We start from the raw sequence: 19,477 nt of genomic DNA, 5'->3' as shown, positions 1-19,477 counted from the left end.
CCCTCCTGGAATCCTCATCGATGCCCCAAACTACCCGCCGGGACTGACACTCGCCCGGTCGGTCTCCGAGAGCTTGCACCGGGACTCACGGAAGCATCCACTCCAGTACGACGGAGCTCTGCCCGACCACGATCAGGCACATGACCAGCAGCAGCCCGAGGCTCCACGGCAGCACCTTGCGCAGCAGGTCCCCTTCGCGGCCCGCGAGACCGACGGCCGCGCAGGCGATGGTCAGGTTCTGCGGCGAGATCATCTTCCCCAGAACGCCGCCCGAGCTGTTGGCGGCCGCGAGGAGCTCCGGCGAGAGCCCGGACTCCTGTGCGGCGGTGACCTGTAGGGCGCCGAAGAGTGCGTTGGCCGAGGTGTCCGACCCGGAGACCGCGACACCGAACCACCCCAGAACCGGCGACAGGAAGGCGAGCCCCGCGCCGGCCGCCGCTACGAAGTGGCCGATGGTGGCGGCCTGCCCGGAGAGGTTCATGACGTAGGCGAGCGCCAGGACGGATGTCACGGTGAGGATCGCGAACCTCAGCTCATGGACGGTGGCCACCCATTCCTTGACGGCCACGCGCGCGTGCACCCCGATAACGGCTGCCGTGCACACCCCGGCGAGCAGCACCAGCGTGCCTCCGGTCGAGATGATCGGCAACGAGAAGACGTTGCCGCTGACGGGCTCCCCGTCCGGGTTCGCGACGTTCAGGAAGGGCCAGTCGAAGGTGCGGGTCGCCTTCGCCAGGAAGTCCTTCACGGCCGGGATCTGGGCCACGGAGAAGATCGCGACGATCAAGGCGTACGGGGCGTAGGCCCGCACCACCTCGGGACGCGGGTCCTCCTCATCCAGGTCCTCACTGCGTACGCCGGTCAGGACGGCCACGCGTACGGGCTCGGCGGCGGGCCTGCGCGCCTGGGGCATCGCAACCAGGGCGCCCGCTCCGGCCAGGGCGGCGCCGATGTCGGCGAGTTGGGCGGAGACGTAGTTGGAGGCGGCGAACTGCGCTACGGCGAAGGCCACTCCGCACGCCATGGCGGGCACCCAGGTCTGTCGCAGTCCGCGCCGCCCGTCCACCAAGCCGACCAGCACAAGCGGCACCACGAGCGCCAGCAGCGGCGTCTGACGGCCCACTACGGAAGCCACCGTTTCCAGGGGCAGCCCGGTGACCTGGGCGAGCGTCACGACCGGCGTGCCCATCGCGCCGAAGGCGACGGGCGCGGTGTTGGCGACCAGCGCGACCACGGCCGCGCGGACGGGTTCAAAACCGAGCGCGACCAGCATCACGGAGCAGATCGCGACGGGGGCGCCGAAGCCCGCGAGGGCCTCCAGGAGCGCGCCGAAGCAGAACGCGACGACGAGGGCCTGGATACGCGGGTCGTCGGAGAGCCGCCCGAAGGAACGGCGCAGGATGTCGAAGTGCCGGGTGCGGACGGTCATCCGGTACACCCACAGGGCGTTGACGACGATCCACAGGATGGGGAAGAGGCCGAAGACGGCGCCCTGGGCGGCGCTGGAGACCATCTGGCCGAAGGGCATGCCGTACGCGAGAGCAGCGACCAGCGCCGCCGCCGCGAGGCCGATCAGTCCCGCCAGGTGCTCCCACCCGCCACCCGACCACCACCCCTCAACGAGGCGCTTCGCGCCGCTGCCTCCGATTGCGGACGCCGCCGAGCAGGACCAGGACGAGAACGAGGGGCAGAGCCGCGACTAACGCGGACAGGCCGAGGGAATCGGCCACGGGCTCCAGTTCTTGGACGTACACAGAACCTCCCCGGATTCCGCGATGCGGAAAGTGATTTCTCACGGGTGAGGGAATGGTCGTGTCCGCGCCAAGCGCTCGTCAATGCCTGTGCAGCATGCACATACAGCATGGAGTGAAATGCGCACCCTCAAGTGCACCGAGCGAAGTTCCCGTCGGGGAAAGGGGGTTCAGGAGTCCGGCGAGCGCAGAACTCGCAGGTGGCCGCGGCGTGCGACCTCCATCGGGTCCGCGCCGCGCGCTCCGCCGGCCTGCGCCGCACGCTCCTGGGGCCTGGCCGCCTCGCGCACCGCGTTAGCGAGAGCCTCCAGATCGTCACCGCTGGGGCGGGAGGGAGCGGAGCCATTGGCGAGCCGGACGACCTCCCAGCCGCGTGGGGCGGTGAGGCGCTCGGAGTGCTCGGCGCACAGGTCGTAGCAGTGGGGTTCGGCGTAGGTGGCGAGCGGGCCGAGGACTGCGGTCGAGTCGGCGTAGACGTACGTCAGCGTCGCGACGGCGGGGCGGCCGCAAGCGGTGCGCGAACAGCGACGTACAGGGCTCACGACGTTGGACGGTACCGCACTCTTGAGCGGGCCGCGACGGATCTTCTCCAGGTCACCCCACCGTGTCGTGCTGTGACAACGGCCACACGAAAATCCGCACGAGTGCGGCTGACCTGCGCGTACGTTCCTTGCCGAAATACCGGACAGCCCGGCCCCGATCACTACTTGGCGCAAACCATGCCGATTGCCGTGAGTTCGACGGTTCGTAGAGATACGGAAACGAGCCCAAGCTTGGCTGGAATGGTCATCAAGCGACATGTCCGGCGACGACCGCGTGCGGGCGGCGGGACCGGTCCATGGAGGTCGGACAGCCTCGCGGGGGCGGTCGCGGAGCCGTGTGGAGGCCGGGCACCCCGGGCGTACGGGGACTACGCTTCGTCAGTGATGGACAACCCCGTACCCCCCGTATCGCCCCGCGCCGCCGACCCCAGGCCCCGCCGCCGTGACCGCCACGGCAGGGGTATGCGCGGACCCGTCGCGCCGCCCCAGGTGCCGCTCGCCGCGAGCCGGGCCGAGGTGTTCGCGGATCTGGTGCAGGACTCCGTGGAGCGGCTGGAGCGGCGCTGGCCGCAGCTCGCCGACATCGATTTCGTGATCCTGGAGGTGCCGCGCCTCGAACCGGGGCGGGGCGGGAGCTGGGGTGACGAGGCGGTACCCCTGGGCGGCACGATCGCGGCGCACGACGGCCGGCCCGGACGCGTCGTCGTCTACCGCCGCCCGGTCGAGATCCGCACCAAGGGACGCGACGAACGTGCCGCCCTGGTCCACGAGGTCGTGGTAGAACAGGTCGCCGAGCTGCTGGGGCTGACTCCGGAGACGGTGGATCCCCGGTACGGCGAGGACTGACATCCAGAGGACTGGCATCAACCAGAGGACTGGCATCGATAGGCGCGGCGCGTACGAGGCCACGCGCAAGTAGGGGCAGAAATCCCGCGCGCGCGTGGGCCCCTACTTCTGCTCCTGCAGCACTGACAGATCCTGCTCTGCGTCCGGCACCGCCACCATCCCCCGGTCGTCCGGCAGGGTCTGGACCGTGAACATCGGTATGCCGCCCTCGGGGATCTCCAGCGTCCGCGCGGCGTAGACGGGGCCGCCGGAGACGGGCTCGACGGTCAGGGCGTACGAGCCCTTGAGGCCGCTGGGAACGGGCGCCTCGATGTCCTGGGTGGTGCCGCCCTTGACCTTGTACGTCTTGCTCGCGGCCGTGCCGCCCTCGCTGCCGGCGGAGGCCGTGACCTTGACCTCGGCGGCCTCGGTGGGGGCGACCACGGAGAGCGTGGAGCCCTTGGAGCGGTTGTCGGCGGCCGTCGCGCGCGTGCCCACCGGGCGGGTGGCCGGGATGAACGCCGTCTCCTGCTTGTCGCCCTTGCCCCGCACGACCCGCAGCCCGGCCACCACCGGCACGGCCTCCTCGGTCGGCGTCAGCACCAGGGAGCCCGCCTCGCCGCGCGTGACGTCGCCCAGGTCGGCGGCGGCCGTCATTCCGGCCTTCACGTGCAGCGTCTCGTTCCCCGCGGGCGTGATCAGCCCGGACTGCGAGGCCAGCTGCACCTTCAGGTCGGCGTCCAGGTCGCCGGGCGTGAAGGCGACCAGGCGTACGGACGTCGCGTCCTTGGGGATGCCCGGCAGTACGAGGCTGCCCGCCGGGTCCGCGGAGGCGGCCAGCCAGTCGCCGCCGAGCTTGTCGTCGAGAGCCTGGACGGCGGCGGCGACCCGCCCGCTGCGGACGCTCACGTGCACCGTGAGGTCGCTCTGCTGCGCGTCGATCAGCGTGGACAGCAGCACCGGCTCCGTGGAGTGCGGCTGGACCTGAATGCCCTCCCCCGTCGCCGACTTGAGGCTGCCGTCCTTGCCGTACAGCTCGATGTCGACGACGGCGGCGGAATCGTCGGGGTTGGTGAGGTGCACGTAGTCGGTGCGCTCCTCGGCCGTGCTGGCGCCCGCGAACCAGAAGTCCGTGTCCGGAGCGGTGCAGTTGGCGCCGTGCAGGCCGCGGCCGGTACCGGATGAGACTTCGGTGGTCTGCTGGATGGTCCAGCCGGGGGCGAAGCCGCCTTCGGCGGTGCCGATGAGCGCGGGCGCGTCCGCACCGGACACCTCGCCGGTGACCGGCCTGCCGGGCTCCTTCGGCGTCAGGGCGGGCTTTTTGGCCCTCTCCTTGTCACTCGCCTTCTCCTTGTCGCCGTTTTCGGAACCGTCCGCCGACTCCTCACCCGCAGGGGCGAGTTCGGCCCTGCCTTTTGTTTCGGCGCCCTCTGTGGCAGGCGTGAACGACGTGTACGCGGTCTCGGCGACATCCGAGGCGCTGGGCTCCGGGCAGAGCACGCTGGTGCGCTCCACGGGCATCTGGGTGGCCGTCTTCGCCGTCGTGTCCGAGCCGGAGGCCTCCGGCTCGGTGAGGGAGGCGAACCCGGCGACGGCGGCGAGCGCGGCCACGCCGGCGATCAGGGACACGGTGGGGCGGTTCACTGCTGGCTCCCGTCGGGGCGCTCACGGTCGGTGCCGTGCGGCGGCTGCGACTGCTGCTGCGGCTGTTGCTGCTGCTCGGGGTCGTACGACGCCTCGTAGCCCTGGGCGTACGGCTGCTGCGTCGGGTCGTAGGCCGGGGTCCCCGACCCGTACGCGTACGGGTCGTACTGGCCTTCCTGGTACGGGTCCGTCTGGTACGGCTGCTGCCCATAGGTGCCCGCCTGGTACTGCTGGGCGCCCTGGTACTGATCGCCGTACGTGCCGTAGTCGGAGCCGGTGCCCGAGTACGCCGTCGCCTCCCTCCCCCAGGCTCGAACGTCCTCGCCCGGGGGGACCCCCATGCCATAGGGCTGCTGCTGCGGGACGGCGGCCGGGACCGGTGGCTCCTCCGGAGGAGGAGGCGGGGCGTCCGGCGTGAACTGGTCGTCCTGTGCTGTCTGTTCGGCCTCGGCCTGGGCGCGCAGTCGGCGTGCCCTGCGGCCTTCGCCGGCGACGGGCTGGGCGGGGACGACCGGCTCCTCCGGGAGGTCGTCGTCGACGTCGCGGCGTCGGCCGGGCAGGGCGAGCACCACGAGGACGACGGCGAGCGCGCCCTGGGCCCACAGCCAGCCGGTGTGGAGCGCCGGCGGCTCGAAGGTGACGTCCAGCCGGCCGTCACCTGCGGGCAGTTCGAAGCCCTGCGCCCAGCTGTCGAGCGTGGTCCTGGTGAGCGGCTTGCCGTCGAGGGTGGCGGTCCAGCCCTCGTCAGCGGTGTCGGCGAGACGCAGTACACGCCCTGCCTCGCCGGACCGGATCGTGGTGTGCACCTCGACGGGTCCGGCGGCAATGGGCTGCGGGTCGCCGGACTCAGGGACGATGGCCGCGCGGGACACCTGCCGCTCCACACGCCACAGGGCGCTGCCGTCCTGCTGGCTCAGCCGGGTCAGTCCGGGCGTGGCGTCCAGGACGCGGCTGACCTCGCGGGGCGCTCCCTGGTGCACGAGTACGTAGCGCACGGCGAATCCGCCGAGCTCGTCGGTCTGGTCGGCTCCGGAACCGGCCACGAGGTTGGCGACGACGGAGTCGAGCTTCTTGTTCTCGCCGACCGCGGCGGCCAATTCGGCGTCTCCGAGCCGGGCACCGGAGCCGCGTACGAGCGTGTAGCCGACCCGGGCGGTCGAGTCGCTGTCGAGGACGAGGGTGCGGGCCTGGTCGCGAGTGCCGCTTTCCTCGGCGACGAACGCGGGCACCTGGACGGGGTCGCGCCGCTCTAGGGGTCCGTCAGCACCGCCGATCATCCACCCGGCGGCGACGAGCAGCGGGCCCGCGGCGGCGGCGAACGCGATGAGCGCGGCGACCGGCTGACGCCAGCCGAAGCTCTGCTCGGCCACCCGCGAGCGTGCCCCGTCTGCGCCGAGCGCGGCGGCGGCGAGGAGGGCGAGGCCGTAGACGAGCGTGGCAGGCCCGGCCCAGGCGGAACTGTTGGACAGGACGGCGAAAACGAGCCCTACTAGGGCAGCGGCCCAGGCCGTCCAGATTCCCAACTGACGTTCTGTGCGCAGCAGGGCGGCCAGCGCGGCGCACACGATGCCGATGAGCATCAGCCCACTGACGGTGCCGGGGCCGCCCGGGCTGGCGCCGAGCAGATCGAGCGCGGACGCCGACCCCTCGCCGAACTCGAGACCGGCCTCCTGGAAGAAGCCGAAGGGCAGAAGCGACAGCGACCAGGGCGCCAGGACCAGCAGCGGCGTGCCGAGCTGCGCCAGGAAACGGAGCCCGTAGGCGACGATTTCGCTCCGCCGTACGGCCAGCAGCGCGAGGCCGAGGACCAGGGCGATGGGCCACACGATCGGCGTGAAGGCGGTGGCAAGGGTCAGCAGCAGCGCGTACGCCCAGGTGGCACGCCAGCTGCCGCGCGCCGTCGTCGAGGCGAAGCCGCTCGCCGCGATGCCCGCGCGCGCGATGAGGGGCAGCAGGACGGCGAGGACAGCGGTGCCGATGCGGCCGCCCGCGAGCGCTCCGGTGGCGGCGGGCAGGAAGGCGTACGCGATGGACGCCCAGGCCCGCAGCAGCCGCGACATGACAAGCGGCCGGGAGGCGAAGTACGCGGTGAAGCCGGCCAACGGCACGGAGCCGACGAGCAGGACGGTGACCGCGAGTCCGGTGGAGCCGAACAGCACACTGGCGAGCAGTGCCACGAGCGCCAGATACGGCGGCGCGGACTCGGTGCCACCGGCGCCGACGGGGTGCCAGCCGTCCAGGTAGCGCGACCAGAGCGCGGAGGCGTCGGCGGGCGCGGGCAGGAGCGCGCCGCCCGCGAGCGCTCCGCCGCCGATCAGTTCACGGCAGGCGATGAGCGAGGCGAAGAGGAGCACGACGAAGAGCACAGGACCGGGCTTGCGGGCGACGCGCTTGAGCCGGGCGAACTGCTCGATCTCCAGGAAGTCGGCGTCATCACCGCCGGGCCCGGACTCGACGGCGCCGCCGTGCCGCCCTGCCGCGTTCAGCTCGGGGTCGGAGCTGCCCACCAGGTTGCCCGCGACCTGCTCGATGGTGGCCCGCACCGTCGCGCCCGGCGGCGGGAACAGCGCGCGCAGCTCCCCCTTGTCGACCTGTGGACGGCCGCGCCTGCGTCGCCCGGCGATGATCCGCTCGGGTCGCAGCAGCGTCCCCACAAGACCCCGGATTTCGTCGACGGCCTGTCCGGGGACCTTGCCGACGAGATACGCGACGGTGCGCAGCAGTGTGCCGAGCACCAGCCGCAGCAGGACCCACGGCAGCACGGCGGTACGGGAGTTGACGAGCAGCGTGTAGACGGCGCCCGCCTTGTCGACCTTGTGCGGGGAAGCGGACGTACGGCCCACACAGTCGACGGTGCGCCGCTCGCGGGAGGCCGCCTCGGCATGACGTACGACCGCTTCGGGGGCGACGAGAACGCGGTGCCCTGCGGCCTGGGCGCGCCAGCACAGGTCGACGTCGTCACGCATCAGGGGCAGCCGCCGGTCGAAGCCCCCGAGTTGCTCGAAGACGTCGCGGCGGATCAGCATGCCGGCCGTGGACACGGAGAGCACGGGCCGTACGTGATCGTGCTGGCCCTGGTCCTGTTCGCGCCGGTCCAGGCCGGTCCAGCGGCGGCCGCTGTTGGCGATGGTGACGCCGACCTCGAGGAGCTGCCGGCGGTCGTACCAGCCGCGGAGTTTGGGGCCGATGATCGCGACGTCCTTGCCGAGTTCCTGCTCGTTCTCGACGACACGGAGGAGCTGGGCCAGGGTGTCGGGCTCGGGGGCGCAGTCGTCGTGCAGGAGCCACAGCCACTGGACGGGCTCGCCGTACGGCAGTTCCGGCATGTCGTACGCGTCGTCGCGCCAGGTCCGTGTCACCGGGTCCCAGCCGCTGGGCCGCTTCAGGTACGGCAGGTCGTCCGGAGTGAGCACGCCGGCGCTGCGGGCGGCCTCGTCGACGGCCTGGCCGAAGCCGGTGCGCCGGGCGAGGTGCAGCACCCGGTCGGCGCCGAGCGCTTCGGTGACCAGCCGGGCGGAGTCGTCCGCGCTCCCGGTGTCGGCCGCCACGGCGTTCTGCACCGGGCGTTCCTGACCGAGCAGCCCGGCGAGGGCGTCGGGCAGCCAGCGGCCACCGTCGTGCGAGACGAGCACGGCGGTGACCACGTGCCGCGGAAACTCGGGTGGGCGGGACGGGTCGAACGCTGCCGGGCGGGACGGGTCGAACGCAGCTGCGCGGGACGGGTCGAACGCTGCGGCTGCGTCGTACTGAGCTGCCGGATGGCTGTGCGCGGACATCGAGGTACGGGCCCCGGTTCGATGGACTGCGGTGGACGCCTGTGCCCTGTGTGGGCACTGGGGTGTCTCGGACGGAGGCCCACACTAACGGCTGGACAAGACCGTGGCCCGCCGCCTGTGGATAACCCACCGGCGACGGGCCGTTCGGTACGAAATCTCCCGGACGAGCTGGACGATCTCCTATACGGCTGCCTTCTTCAGGCGGCGCCGTTCACGCTCGGACAGGCCGCCCCAGATGCCGAAGCGTTCGTCATTGGCGAGGGCGTACTCAAGGCACTCGGAGCGGACCTCGCAGGCGAGGCAGACCTTCTTGGCCTCGCGGGTGGAGCCGCCCTTCTCGGGGAAAAAGGATTCGGGGTCGGTCTGCGCGCAGAGCGCCCGCTCCTGCCAACCGAGCTCCTCGTCGGCCTCGTCGACCAGCAGTTCCTGAAACAGCTCGGTCATGTGCGCCCCTCGTCCGTCTCGCGTCCCCGTGATGCTGCCGTTACCGATTCCGGCTGAACGACACGAGTGAAATTACAAGTGTGCTGCTCCGGGCGAGTCAAGCCGAGATCTGCTATTGGGCCCCTTATTCACTCTGCGGAACCAAGGCCATGCGGAAAGTGTTCAAATCGGCATAAACCCTGACAGCAGGAAGAGACCCAGCCGGGACCGTCGCCCCGCACAGGACCTACACAGGGAAGGACGTCCGGGAGATCGATCTCAGTTCCGTCCGGCACTCGAAGCGAGCTGGATCACATTCCGATCACAGGATCGCAACGAGGTTTGCGTGCCCGGTTGTTGCGCCATGTGTCCCGGCGGACCCCAGAGCAAACCTTTCACCTCCCAGAGGAACCGGATGGGGTGAAACATCTCGCGCATACACCGGCATAGCGGGCATCGAGTTGACAGTGAAGGAGTGAACCGCTGTCCTTGTGGGCATGCTCGCGAACTTGGCGCTCACCTCGACCCGCACCGCCGGGTCCCTCGGTGCTGCCCGTGCTCGCTGTAGCTGTCGCTGTTGTTGTCGCAGCTGTTGAGCCTTCCCAGCGCTCCTGCTGCCGCCAGGTCCATCCGTACCTGGCCGCTGGTCCCCTTCGCCCGTGACTAGGGCGCTCCCAGATCTCCAGCACAGGCCTTCCGGCCTCTTCAGCCGAGGAACCACCGCACTCCATGAACAGCGACAGCGACCTTCAGATCGCCGGCGACATCCTTGAAGTCCCGCATCTCCTCCAGGCGCCGCGCGAGCATCCGTCCACCGTGGCCGAGTTCGTCGGGCTGGCCCGCTCCATCGCGGCAGACCGCTCCCAGTGGGAGCACCTGGTCCAGTACGACGCGACCTCCCGGTGGTACCACCGGCTGCGCACCGGCCCCGGTTACGAGGTGTGGCTGCTCTCCTGGGTGCCAGGACAGGGCAGCGGGCTGCACGACCACGGCCCGTCCTCCGGCGTGTTCACGGTGCTGGAGGGCGCACTGACGGAGCGCACGGAGCGCGGCACCCGCGCATGGGGGGTCGGCACCCAACAGGTGTTCGCGCCGGGGTATGTCCACGAAGTGGTCAACGACTCGCTCGAGCCGGCCATAAGCCTGCACGTCTACTACCCGGGGCTGACCGAGATGCCGATGCACACGCACGCGACCCGCTGCGCCGCGTCGCGCCCGCAGGAGCACGGGAGCCGGGAGCAGGGCGATGTCGTCAGCGCCTGAGACAACCGGCTGACGCGACCGCGTGACGCGTTGTCGTACCCGCCTGCAAGACTGGCCCACCCGTCACCCGACCACCACCCCTCAACGAGTCAGCCTGGCGGCTGACACACTGTTCCAATGCGCATTGTGGTTCTGGCAGGCGGCATCGGCGGTGCCCGGTTTCTGCGTGGTCTCAGGCAGGCGGTGCCGGACGCGGAGGTCACCGTCATCGGGAACACCGGGGACGACATCCATCTCTTCGGGCTGAAGGTCTGCCCGGACCTCGACACGGTGATGTACACGCTCGGCGGCGGCATCAACGAAGACCAGGGCTGGGGGCGAGCAGACGAGACCTTCCACCTCAAGGAGGAGCTGGCGGCGTACGGAGTGGGGCCCGAGTGGTTCGGGCTCGGTGACCGGGACTTCGCGACGCACATCGTCCGTACGCAGATGCTGGGCGCCGGCTATCCGCTCAGCGCCGTGACGGAAGCGCTGTGCGACCGGTGGAAGCCGGGGGTCCGGCTGATCCCCATGACCGACGACCGCGTCGAGACGCATGTGGCCGTCGAGGTGGACGGCGAGCGCAAGGCCGTTCACTTCCAGGAGTACTGGGTGCGGCTGCGGGCCTCCGTCGACGCGCACGCGGTGGTGCCCGTCGGCGCCGACCAGGCGAAGCCGGCGCCCGGGGTGCTCGAGGCGATCGCCTCGGCCGACGTGGTGATCTTCCCGCCGTCCAATCCCGTCGTGTCCGTGGGCACGATCCTCGCCGTGCCCGGCATACGGGAGGCGATCGCCGATGCCGGGGTGCCGGTGGTCGGCCTCTCCCCCATCGTCGGGGACGCGCCCGTGCGGGGCATGGCCGACAAGGTCCTCGCGGCCATCGGCGTGGAGTCCACGGCCGCCGCGGTCGCCGAGCACTACGGCTCGGGGCTCCTCGACGGCTGGCTCGTCGACACGGTCGACGCCTCCGCCGTGGACCGCGTGGAGTCCGCCGGCATCCGCTGCCGTGCCGTACCCCTCCTGATGACCGATCTGGCCGCGGCGACCCGGATGGCCCGTGAGGCGCTGGCGTTGGCGGAGGAGGTGGGGGGCGCTTGAGCGGCGGGGGTGTTTCGGGGCCGGGTGCGCAGGAGTTGGCCGCGGCCGAGGAAGGTCCGGGGCGTCCGGTGCCCGGTTATCGGGTCTGGGCGCTTCCCGGGCTGCCCGAGATTCGTGAGGGGGACGATCTCGCGAAGCTGATCGCCGCTGCCGAGCCGGGGCTGCTCGACGGGGACGTACTGCTCGTCACCTCGAAGATCGTGTCCAAGGCCGAGGGGCGGATCGTCGAGGCCGACGACCGGGAAGCCGCGATCGATGCCGAGACCGTGCGGGTGGTGGCCCGGCGCGGAGCGTTGCGGATTGTCGAGAACCGGCAGGGGCTCGTGATGGCCGCGGCCGGGGTCGACGCCTCCAACACCCCTGCGGGGACCGTGCTGTTGCTGCCCGAGGACCCCGATGCGTCCGCGCGGGCGATACGGGACGGGGTGCGGGACGCGCTGGGCGTCGACGTCGGGGTGCTCGTCACCGACACGTTCGGGCGGCCGTGGCGTACCGGGCTCACCGATGTCGCCATCGGGGCCGCCGGTGTGCGGGTGCTCGACGATCTCCGGGGCGGCACCGACGCGTACGGCAATCCGCTCGGCGCCACCGTCGTCGCCACGGCCGACGAACTCGCCGCCGCGGGCGATCTGGTCAAGGGCAAGGCCGACGGGCTGCCGGTCGCCGTGGTGCGCGGGCTGCCGCACACGGTCATCACGGGCAGCCCTGGCACCGATGAAGACGAGGGGGCGCGGGTCATGGTGCGCGGGGCGCGCGACGACATGTTCCGGCTGGGCACCTCCGAGGCCGTACGGGAGGCCGTCACCCAGCGGCGTACCGTACGGGCCTTCACCGACGAGCCCGTCGATCCGGGGGCCGTACGCCGTGCGGTGGCCGCCGCCGTGACCGCGCCGGCGCCGCATCACACGACGCCGTGGCGATTCGTCCTCCTGGAGTCGGAGGAGTCCCGTACGCGGCTTCTCGACGCCATGCGGGACGCCTGGATATCCGACCTGCAGCGGGACGGGAAGAGCGAGGAGTCCATCGCCAAGCGCGTACGGCGGGGGGATGTCCTGCGCAAAGCGCCGTATCTCGTCGTGCCCTGTCTCGTCATGGACGGCTCGCACACGTACGGGGACGCGCGGCGGGACGGGGCCGAGCGGGAGATGTTCGTGGTCGCCGCGGGGGCTGCCGTGCAGAACTTTCTCGTCGCGCTCGCCGGGGAGCGGCTGGGGTCGGCGTGGGTGTCGTCGACGATGTTCTGCCGGGATGTCGTACGGGACGTTCTGGGGCTGCCGGGTGGGTGGGATCCGATGGGGGCGGTTGCCGTGGGGCATGCGGCGGAGGAGCCTAAGCCGCGGGGTGAGCGGGAGGCGGGGGCGTTTATTGAGGTTCGGTGACGGGTGGGGGTTAGCGTTTGGCGTGCGGCGCCTGGTGTGCGGCATCCGGCTTCTGGGGTGCGGCTTCTCGACGCCATGCGGGACACCTGGATAGGCAACCTGGACGGGACGGGAAGAGCGATCGGCTTCGGCGTCTGGCGTCTGGCGTCTGGCGTCTGGCGTCTGGCGTCTGGCGTCTGGCGTCTGGCGTCTGGCGTCTGGCGTCTGAGAGTGTCGCCGCCGCCGGAGGCGGACGGTGTGCCGTTTTCGAACCGCTTTGCCAGTGGAGCGCCTAGTCTTTAGGGCGCCTCAGCGCCTCGTGCTCCCGATACCCCTAGGACCCCTCCGTGGCCGGACGTTTCGAACCCCGACCCACGCGTACGACCGTGCGCGGCGGGCATGTTTCCGCCGCCGGGCGCGTGCCTCGGCAGGTCGCGGCGCCCGGGCGTACGCGTAGCTGGACGCCGCCCGGGCCGCTTGATCTTGGGCTTGTGCTCGGGCCGTTGCGGCGTGGGCCCGCTGATCCGACGTTCCGGGCTATGCCGGACGGGTCCGTGTGGCGGGCCAGTCGTACGCCCGCCGGGCCCGGGACCTTGCGGGTTTCCATGCGAGGCGGGGTCGCCGTGGGGGAAGCCTGGGGGCCTGGAGCCGACTGGCTGTTGGAGCAACTTCCCCAGATGCTCGGGAAGTTGGACGATCCCTCCGCCTTCGAGCCGCGGCATCGGCTGGTGGCGCTCGCGCGGCATCGGCGGCCGGGGCTGCGGCTGACGCGTACGGGGCTCGTTATGGAGTCGTTGATTCCGTCGATTCTTGAGCAGAAGGTCACGACGGAGGAGGCGTATCGGGCTTGGCGGCTGCTTGTACGGAAGTACGGTGTGCCGGCGCCTGGGCCTGCGCCCGGGCGTATGTACGTCATGCCGGAGCCGCGGACTTGGGCTCTGATCCCCTCTTGGGAGTGGCATCGGGCCGGGGTGGACAACAAGCGGGCGTCCACGGTTTTGCGGGCGGTTCGGGTGGCTCGGCGGTTGGAGGAGGCGGTGGGGTTCGAGCCGGTTGCTGCGCAGGCTCGGCTTGAGCTTGTGTCCGGTATTGGGCCGTGGACTTCGGCGGAGACTGTGCAGCGGAGTCATGGGGCGGCGGATTCGGTGACCGTGGGGGATCTGCATCTGCCGGGGATTGTGGGGTTTGCGCTGGCGGGCGACCGTGATGCGGATGACTCCGTCATGTTGCGGTTGCTGGAGCCGTACGCGGGGCAGCGGCATCGTGCGGCTCGGCTCATTATGTTGAGCGGCCGCACTCCGCCTCGGCGTCAGCCGCGGATGCCTCGCGGGGATATTGGGCGGCTGTGACGCCCCCGGGTGCGGGTCCGGGTGTTTCGCCCCCGCCGCCCCTACCCGTCCCGTCCTCGGGGCTTCGCCCCGGGCCCCACCAGGGGCTCCGCCCCTGGAGCCCGCTGGGGCTGCGCCCCAGACCCCGCATCGGCCTGGCGGCCTCGTCCTCAAACGCCGGACAGGCTGGGTTTGCCTGGGGCCGGCGGGAAAGTGCGGGTGGCTGGGCGGGCATAGAGGGTGGGGGCATGGAGGGTGGGGGGACCTCCCGGACAGCCTCGTCCTCAAAACGCCGCCCCAGCTGATTTCGCCGGGCATGGGCGGGAAAGCGCGGGTGGGCGTGGAGGGTGGGGGGAACCGCCTGGATGGCCTCGCCCTCACGCTCCCTCAGCGGCCGCTGGGGCGCCCCCAGACCGGCTGGTCATAGCAGCGGGACAGGGCTCAAAAGCCGCGGTCACCGATCCGACGAGAACCGCACCGCCCCCGCCGGCAGTACCGCATCGCACCACACCCGTACGCCCTCCCTGAGTTCGTTGTCGGGGCCCACCGTCGCGCCGTCGCCCACCACCACTCCCGTGAGGATCGAGCGCGTGCCTACCTGGGCGCGGGCGCCGATCAGGGAGTCCGTGATCACCGCTCCTGGTTCCACTACCGCGCCCGCCAGGATCGTGGAGCCGGAGATGCGGGCGCCGGAACCCACCACCGCGTTCTCGCCTACCACCGTGCCGCCGGTCAGCTTTGCGTCCGGAGCGACCGTTGCTGTCGGGAGGACCAGGCAGTCGCCGCAGCGGCCGGGGACTGCCGGGGAGGGGGCGCGGCCCAGGACCAGGTCTGCTGAGCCTCGTACGAAGGCTTGGGGGGTGCCCAGGTCCAGCCAGTAGGTCGAGTCGACCATGCCTTGGAGGTGGGCGCCGGAGGAGAGGAGGTCGGGGAACGTTTCGCGTTCCACTGAGACCGGGCGGCCGGTGGGGATCGTGTCGATGATCGAGCGGCGGAAGACGTAGGCGCCGGCGTTGATCTGGTCGGTGACGATCTCTTCGGGGGTCTGGGGCTTCTCGAGGAAGGCTTGTACGCGGCCCGAGGTGTCGGTGGGTACCAGGCCGTACGCCCTTGGGTCCTCGACTCGGGTCAGGTGCAGGGAGACGTCCGCGCCCGAGGACCGGTGGGTGGCGACGAGGGCGGGTATGTCGAGGCCGGTGAGTATGTCGCCGTTGAAGATCAGGACGGGATCGTCGGGGGCGGAGCGGAGACGGGAGGCCACGTTCCGGATGGCGCCGCCCGTGCCGAGGGGCTCGACTTCGGTGACGTACTCGATCTGGAGCCCCAGCGACGAACCGTCACCGAAGTAGGGCTCGAAGACCTCGGCCAGATAGGAGGTCGCGAGCACTATGTGCTCGACCCCGGCCGCTCTGGCTCGCGCCAGCTGGTGCGTGAGGAACGGTACCCCGGCCGCCGGAACCATCGGCTTCGGCGTGTGGACCGTGAGCGGCCGCAGCCGTGTGCCCTTGCCGCCGACCAGGAGGATCGCTTCTGTCACCTGTCGTCTCTGCTTCCCTGTGGGGCCGGCCGAACGTTTGTCGGCCGGCCAGTGTATGCAGCCGTTCGTTGGCCGTGGGGAGCCTCTTGGGTGGCCGTGGGGGGCCGCAGCCCCGACCTCAACGCCCCTGGAAGCGGGCCGAAGTGGTCCTGGCTTGGTGGAGCTTGGCGTACAGCCGTGCGCCCGGGCACTCGGTGGCGAAGCCGTCCCGGTGTCCGGAGATCACGTTCAGTCGCACATTCTTACCTTTTCGGAAGAGGTTGCCACCTCCCGACTTCAGATATGTCTTGCCCGCCGGATTCGCCCCGTAGAGGCCGAGCTTCCACGCGGTGAGCCTGGCAACGCCCTGCACCGCGGCGCTGGGCGGGTTCGTGCCGTTGAAGCTGCCGAGGACGGCGATCCCCATGCTGTCGCTGTTGAACCCGAGTGTGTGCGCGCCCTGGACCGGTTTGGTCACGCCTCCGGCCCGCCCCTCGTAGATGGTTCCGCACTTGTCGACGAGGAAGTTGTACCCGATGTCCCGCCAGCCACTGCTCTTGACGTGGTAGCGGTAGATGCTGCGGATGACTGAAGAGGCTTGCGAGCAGCGGTAGTTGTTGCCCGTGGCGCTGTGGTGCACGAAGGCGGCCCGTACGGACTTGGTGTAGCTGAAGTGCCGCTCGCGCAGGCTCTCGTCCGCGCCCCAGCCGCGGCGGGTGACGATACGCGGGCGCGGGCCGATGTACGGGTTCGTGGCCGCGCCCTCGGCGGCTTCGATGCCGCGGGTCGCGAGGAAGTCCTGCTGCGTCTGCTTCCGGGTCAGTTCGGGGATGGCGGTGGCGCCGAGCGGTGCGAGGTCGGCGTTGACGGCGGATGCCGCGGCGGACTCGGCGGTGAGCGAGACGGCGTTCGGGGCCTGCAGTTCGGGGCCCTGGGGCGGGGGCTCCTCGCCGGGGTCGACGAGTTCGAGGCGCAGTCCGCTGGGCAGCGGCTGGCTGGTGACGGCCCGTCCGTCTCCTTCGTGGCCCTCTTCGTGTTCGTGCAGCTTGGTCTGTACGCGCACTTCCACGCCGTCCGACTCCCCCACCCACAGCGGTGCCGTTGAGCCTCGTACCCGTCCGGAGGTGCGCTCGTCGGATTCCGGGTCGGCCGCGTGCTCCAGGTTGTGCGTCTCGACGTCCTGCCAGGCGGACCATGTGCCGGTTTCGGCGGAGCGCGTACGGACCTGGACGGTGCCCCGCAGTTCCGTGTCCGGGTCGTCCCAGACGACGCCGACCAGCGAGAAGCGGGGTACGTCGCGGCGGTGCAGCCCCTGCACGGAGGCTGCACCGAGGGAGCGGTCGCTGGAGAGCGGGACGAGGGGGAGCGAGCGGGTGCTGCCGGGGACGGCCGGTGTTTCCGGGGCGGCCGGCCCCGGCACTTCGGCGGCCTCCGGTTTCGTGAAGACGGCCGGTCTCGCTACGGCCGCCGATCCATCGGCGTTCACGGATCTCTCGGCGTTCGCGGGTCTCGCGGTGTTCGCGGGTCTCGCGGTGTCCGCCAGAGCGCTGGAGGGGGACGTCAGAGGGAGGGCCAGGGCGGCCGCACACGTCACGGCGATCGAGGAAGCAAGGTATCCACGCATGCCCCTGATCGTGGACATAGTCATACTTATCTGTCCATCCGGGACTTGACGGACCGTCGACCGGCACTCCTCCGAACCGGTGGCCCGGCCTCCCCCGCCCGGCCGAGGGCCCGCGTACGCTTTCCTCTCGTGACCGCCACCGACCGCACCCCTGCCGACCTGCTGCGATCCGCGCTCGCCGCGGACCCCGCGCGCCCCCTGGTGACCTTCTACGACGACGCCACCGGCGAACGGGTCGAACTGTCCGTGGCCACCTTCGCCAATTGGGTGGCCAAGACCGCCAACCTCCTCCAGGACGAGCTGTCCGCCGAGCCCGGCGAACGGGTCGCGCTGCTGCTGCCCGCGCACTGGCAGACCGCGGTGTGGCTGCTCGCCTGCTCCTCGGTGGGTGTGATCGCGGACGTCGGCGGCGAGGCGGCTGCCGCCGATTATGTGGTCGCGGGGCCGGGCCAGTTCGAGGCCGGGCTCGCCTGCGCGGGCGACCGGATCGCGCTGTCACTCGCGCCACTCGGCCGCCGCTTTTCCGCTCCGCCTGCGGGGTACGCCGACTATGCCGTCGAGGTCCCCTCGCAGGGCGACCGGTTCCAGCCGTACGCTCCCGTGGACCCGGAGGCGGCTGCGCTGATCGTGGCCGGGGCCGAGTTCACTGGCGCGGAGGTTGTTGAGCGGGCTCGGGCCGATGCCACGGGTTTTGGCCTTACGGGGCCTGGGTCGCGACTGCTGTCGGGGCTGTCTTACGACACTTGGGAAGGGCTCAGCGCCGGGCTGTATGCGCCGCTTGCCACGGGGGCTTCTGTGGTGCTTTGTCGGCATCTGGATCAGCTTGGGGAGGATGCCGTGGCCAAGCGGATCGAGAGTGAACGAGTGACTGCCACGAAGCGCTAGCCGCGGAAGGTTCGGGGACTACGGGTCGTATGGCGGGCTTTCCGTCCGTCGTGGCTGGTCGCGCAGTTCCCCGCGCCCCTAAAAAACCTGCGGCTTCCCGCAACGTCGCGCAGGCAGGTACCCCTAGGAAGGCAGGCAAGGCCCCCTGGGGACACGCAGAGAACTCCCCCTCGAACTCCCCCATCCGGCCCAGCCCTCCCCCTCCCCACGCGCCCCCCGCCCCCACCCAGTCCATGGTCGTAAGAGCACGACACGCTCGTACGCCGTGAGGGGTGGAACCGAAGTGAGCGGCAGCCGACGCATGGGACCCGGTTGGGGTGCTTCGCCGACCGGGGCCGGTGGTGTGCGGCGGCGGTGGTTCAGGTATGGGGCGGTGGGGCTGGGGGTCGGGCTGCTCGCTGCCGCGGGGGGTGGGTGGGCCGTGTACGAGAAGTTGGACGGGAACATCACGGCGGACGAGGCGGCCGCGGCCGAGCTCGCGCGGTACGAGAAGGAGCGGCCGACCGCGTTGGTGAAGGACGCGCAGAACATCCTGCTGATCGGGTCCGACTCCCGCGCGGGTGAGGAGAACCGGAAGTACGGGCGGGACGTCGGCATCGAGCGCTCCGACACCGTGATCCTGCTGCACCTCGCGGCGAACCGGCGCAGTGCGACCGCCATTTCGATACCGCGCGATCTGATGGTGGACGTGCCGGGCTGCCGGCGCCGGGACGGCAGCCGCAGTGAGCCGGTGTTCGCGATGTTCAACTACGCGTTCCAGGCCGGGGGTTCGGCCTGCACGATCCGTACGGTGGAGAAGCTGACGGACATCCGGATCGACCATCACACGGTGGTGGACTTCAACGGCTTCAAGGACATGGTCGACGCGGTCGACGGCGTCGTGGTCTGCCTCAAGGAGCCGATGAACGACCGCGCGGCCAAACTGCGGCTGCCCGCGGGCAAGGTGAAGCTCAATGGCGAGCAGGCCCTCGGCTACGTACGCGCCCGCAAGAGCGTCGGCGACGGCAGCGACACCGAGCGGATGGAGCGCCAGCAGCGGTTCCTGGGCGCGCTGGTCAGCAAGGTGCGCAGCAACGACGTACTGCTGAATCCCGTGAAGCTCTATCCGGTGCTCGACGCGGCGACCTCGTCGCTCACCACGGACCCCGCGCTGGCGAACCTGCGGGGCCTGTACGACCTGGTGCGCGGTCTGCGCGATATCCCCACCGAACGTGTGCAGTTTCTGACGGTGCCGAGGGAGTCCTACCCCAACAACCCCAATCGGGACCAATTGGTGGAAGCCGAGGCGGAGAAACTCTTCGAGCGGCTGCGCAGGGACGCTCCGGTCGAAGTTTCGGACAACTCGGGCGGCCAGAACGGCAAATCGGGCGGAATGCGGAATGACGAGCCCTCACCGTCCGTAAGCGCCGCGCCCACTTTCCGGGGTAACACGGCGGCCGAGGACCCGTGCGGTTAAGTCCCGAAC

At 70.8% G+C, this 19,477-nt stretch carries 13 protein-coding genes and 1 pseudogene; 7 read left to right on the top strand and 7 right to left on the bottom strand.

The features are described 5' to 3' along the window. Positions 1–85 precede the first annotated feature (85 nt). Together OHT21_RS28410 and OHT21_RS28405 are read right to left on the bottom strand one after the other, a co-directional pair. Positions 86–1,754 (bottom strand): annotated as a pseudogene (locus OHT21_RS28410) (L-lactate permease). A 167-nt stretch (positions 1,755–1,921) separates the two neighbouring features. Further along, positions 1,922–2,344, bottom strand: a complete 423-nt coding sequence (locus OHT21_RS28405) for a DUF3499 domain-containing protein (RefSeq protein WP_443050671.1) — start codon at positions 2,342–2,344, stop codon at positions 1,922–1,924. Positions 2,345–2,677: 333 nt separating this feature from the next. Between OHT21_RS28405 and OHT21_RS28400 the strand changes: the two genes are divergently transcribed. Further along, positions 2,678–3,139: a metallopeptidase family protein gene (locus tag OHT21_RS28400; protein ID WP_328774253.1), complete on the top strand. Its 462-nt coding sequence runs from the start codon at positions 2,678–2,680 to the stop codon at positions 3,137–3,139. Positions 3,140–3,241: 102 nt separating this feature from the next. Here OHT21_RS28400 and OHT21_RS28395 read toward each other — a convergent pair whose 3' ends face one another. The 3 genes from OHT21_RS28395 to OHT21_RS28385 form a co-directional block, all read right to left on the bottom strand. Further along, positions 3,242–4,762, bottom strand: a complete 1,521-nt coding sequence (locus tag OHT21_RS28395; RefSeq protein WP_328771131.1) for a DUF5719 family protein — start codon at positions 4,760–4,762, stop codon at positions 3,242–3,244. Further along, entirely contained in the window at positions 4,759–8,538 is a 3,780-nt protein-coding gene (locus tag OHT21_RS28390; RefSeq protein ID WP_328771130.1) for a glycosyltransferase, read from the bottom strand. The genes OHT21_RS28395 and OHT21_RS28390 overlap by 4 nt, the downstream gene beginning before the upstream one ends. A 180-nt stretch (positions 8,539–8,718) precedes the next feature. Further along, positions 8,719–8,982: a WhiB family transcriptional regulator gene (locus OHT21_RS28385; protein ID WP_119102212.1), complete on the bottom strand. Its 264-nt coding sequence runs from the start codon at positions 8,980–8,982 to the stop codon at positions 8,719–8,721. A 708-nt stretch (positions 8,983–9,690) separates the two neighbouring features. On the opposite strand from OHT21_RS28385, the gene OHT21_RS28380 reads away from it, so the two are divergent. From OHT21_RS28380 to OHT21_RS28365, 4 genes are all read left to right on the top strand, one after another. Further along, on the top strand, positions 9,691–10,224 hold the full coding sequence (locus OHT21_RS28380) for a cysteine dioxygenase (protein ID WP_328771129.1): 534 nt from the start codon (positions 9,691–9,693) through the stop codon (positions 10,222–10,224). 117 nt (positions 10,225–10,341) lie between these two features. Next, positions 10,342–11,301 carry a 2-phospho-L-lactate transferase gene (gene cofD, locus OHT21_RS28375; RefSeq protein ID WP_328771128.1) on the top strand — a complete coding sequence of 320 codons (960 nt, stop codon included), beginning with the start codon at positions 10,342–10,344 and terminating at the stop codon, positions 11,299–11,301. 35 nt (positions 11,302–11,336) lie between these two features. Then, complete coding sequence (locus tag OHT21_RS28370) at positions 11,337–12,680, top strand: coenzyme F420-0:L-glutamate ligase (protein ID WP_328774252.1); 1,344 nt, start codon at positions 11,337–11,339, stop codon at positions 12,678–12,680. A gap of 326 nt (positions 12,681–13,006) precedes the next feature. Beyond that, a complete protein-coding gene (locus OHT21_RS28365) occupies positions 13,007–14,008 on the top strand; it encodes a DNA-3-methyladenine glycosylase family protein (RefSeq protein ID WP_328771127.1) in 1,002 nt (333 codons plus the stop codon). A 433-nt stretch (positions 14,009–14,441) separates the two neighbouring features. Here OHT21_RS28365 and OHT21_RS28360 read toward each other — a convergent pair whose 3' ends face one another. Further along, entirely contained in the window at positions 14,442–15,524 is a 1,083-nt protein-coding gene (locus OHT21_RS28360; RefSeq protein ID WP_328771126.1) for an NDP-sugar synthase, read from the bottom strand. 118 nt (positions 15,525–15,642) lie between these two features. Continuing rightward, positions 15,643–17,145 carry a peptidoglycan recognition protein family protein gene (locus tag OHT21_RS28355; RefSeq protein ID WP_328774251.1) on the bottom strand — a complete coding sequence of 501 codons (1,503 nt, stop codon included), beginning with the start codon at positions 17,143–17,145 and terminating at the stop codon, positions 15,643–15,645. A 111-nt stretch (positions 17,146–17,256) separates the two neighbouring features. Here OHT21_RS28355 and OHT21_RS28350 point away from each other — a divergent pair, with 111 nt between their 5' ends. Beyond that, positions 17,257–18,012, top strand: coding sequence for a TIGR03089 family protein (locus OHT21_RS28350; protein WP_328771125.1), 756 nt, complete (start codon positions 17,257–17,259; stop codon positions 18,010–18,012). A gap of 301 nt (positions 18,013–18,313) precedes the next feature. Continuing rightward, positions 18,314–19,468, top strand: a complete 1,155-nt coding sequence (locus OHT21_RS28345; protein ID WP_328774250.1) for an LCP family protein — start codon at positions 18,314–18,316, stop codon at positions 19,466–19,468. Positions 19,469–19,477 lie beyond the last annotated feature (9 nt).

It is taken from the genome of Streptomyces sp. NBC_00286 (genome assembly GCF_036173125.1).
In the GTDB taxonomy this organism is placed as follows: domain Bacteria; phylum Actinomycetota; class Actinomycetes; order Streptomycetales; family Streptomycetaceae; genus Streptomyces.
The sequence above is the reverse complement of the archived record's forward strand: the minus strand, read 5'-3'. Positions and strand labels throughout refer to the sequence as shown.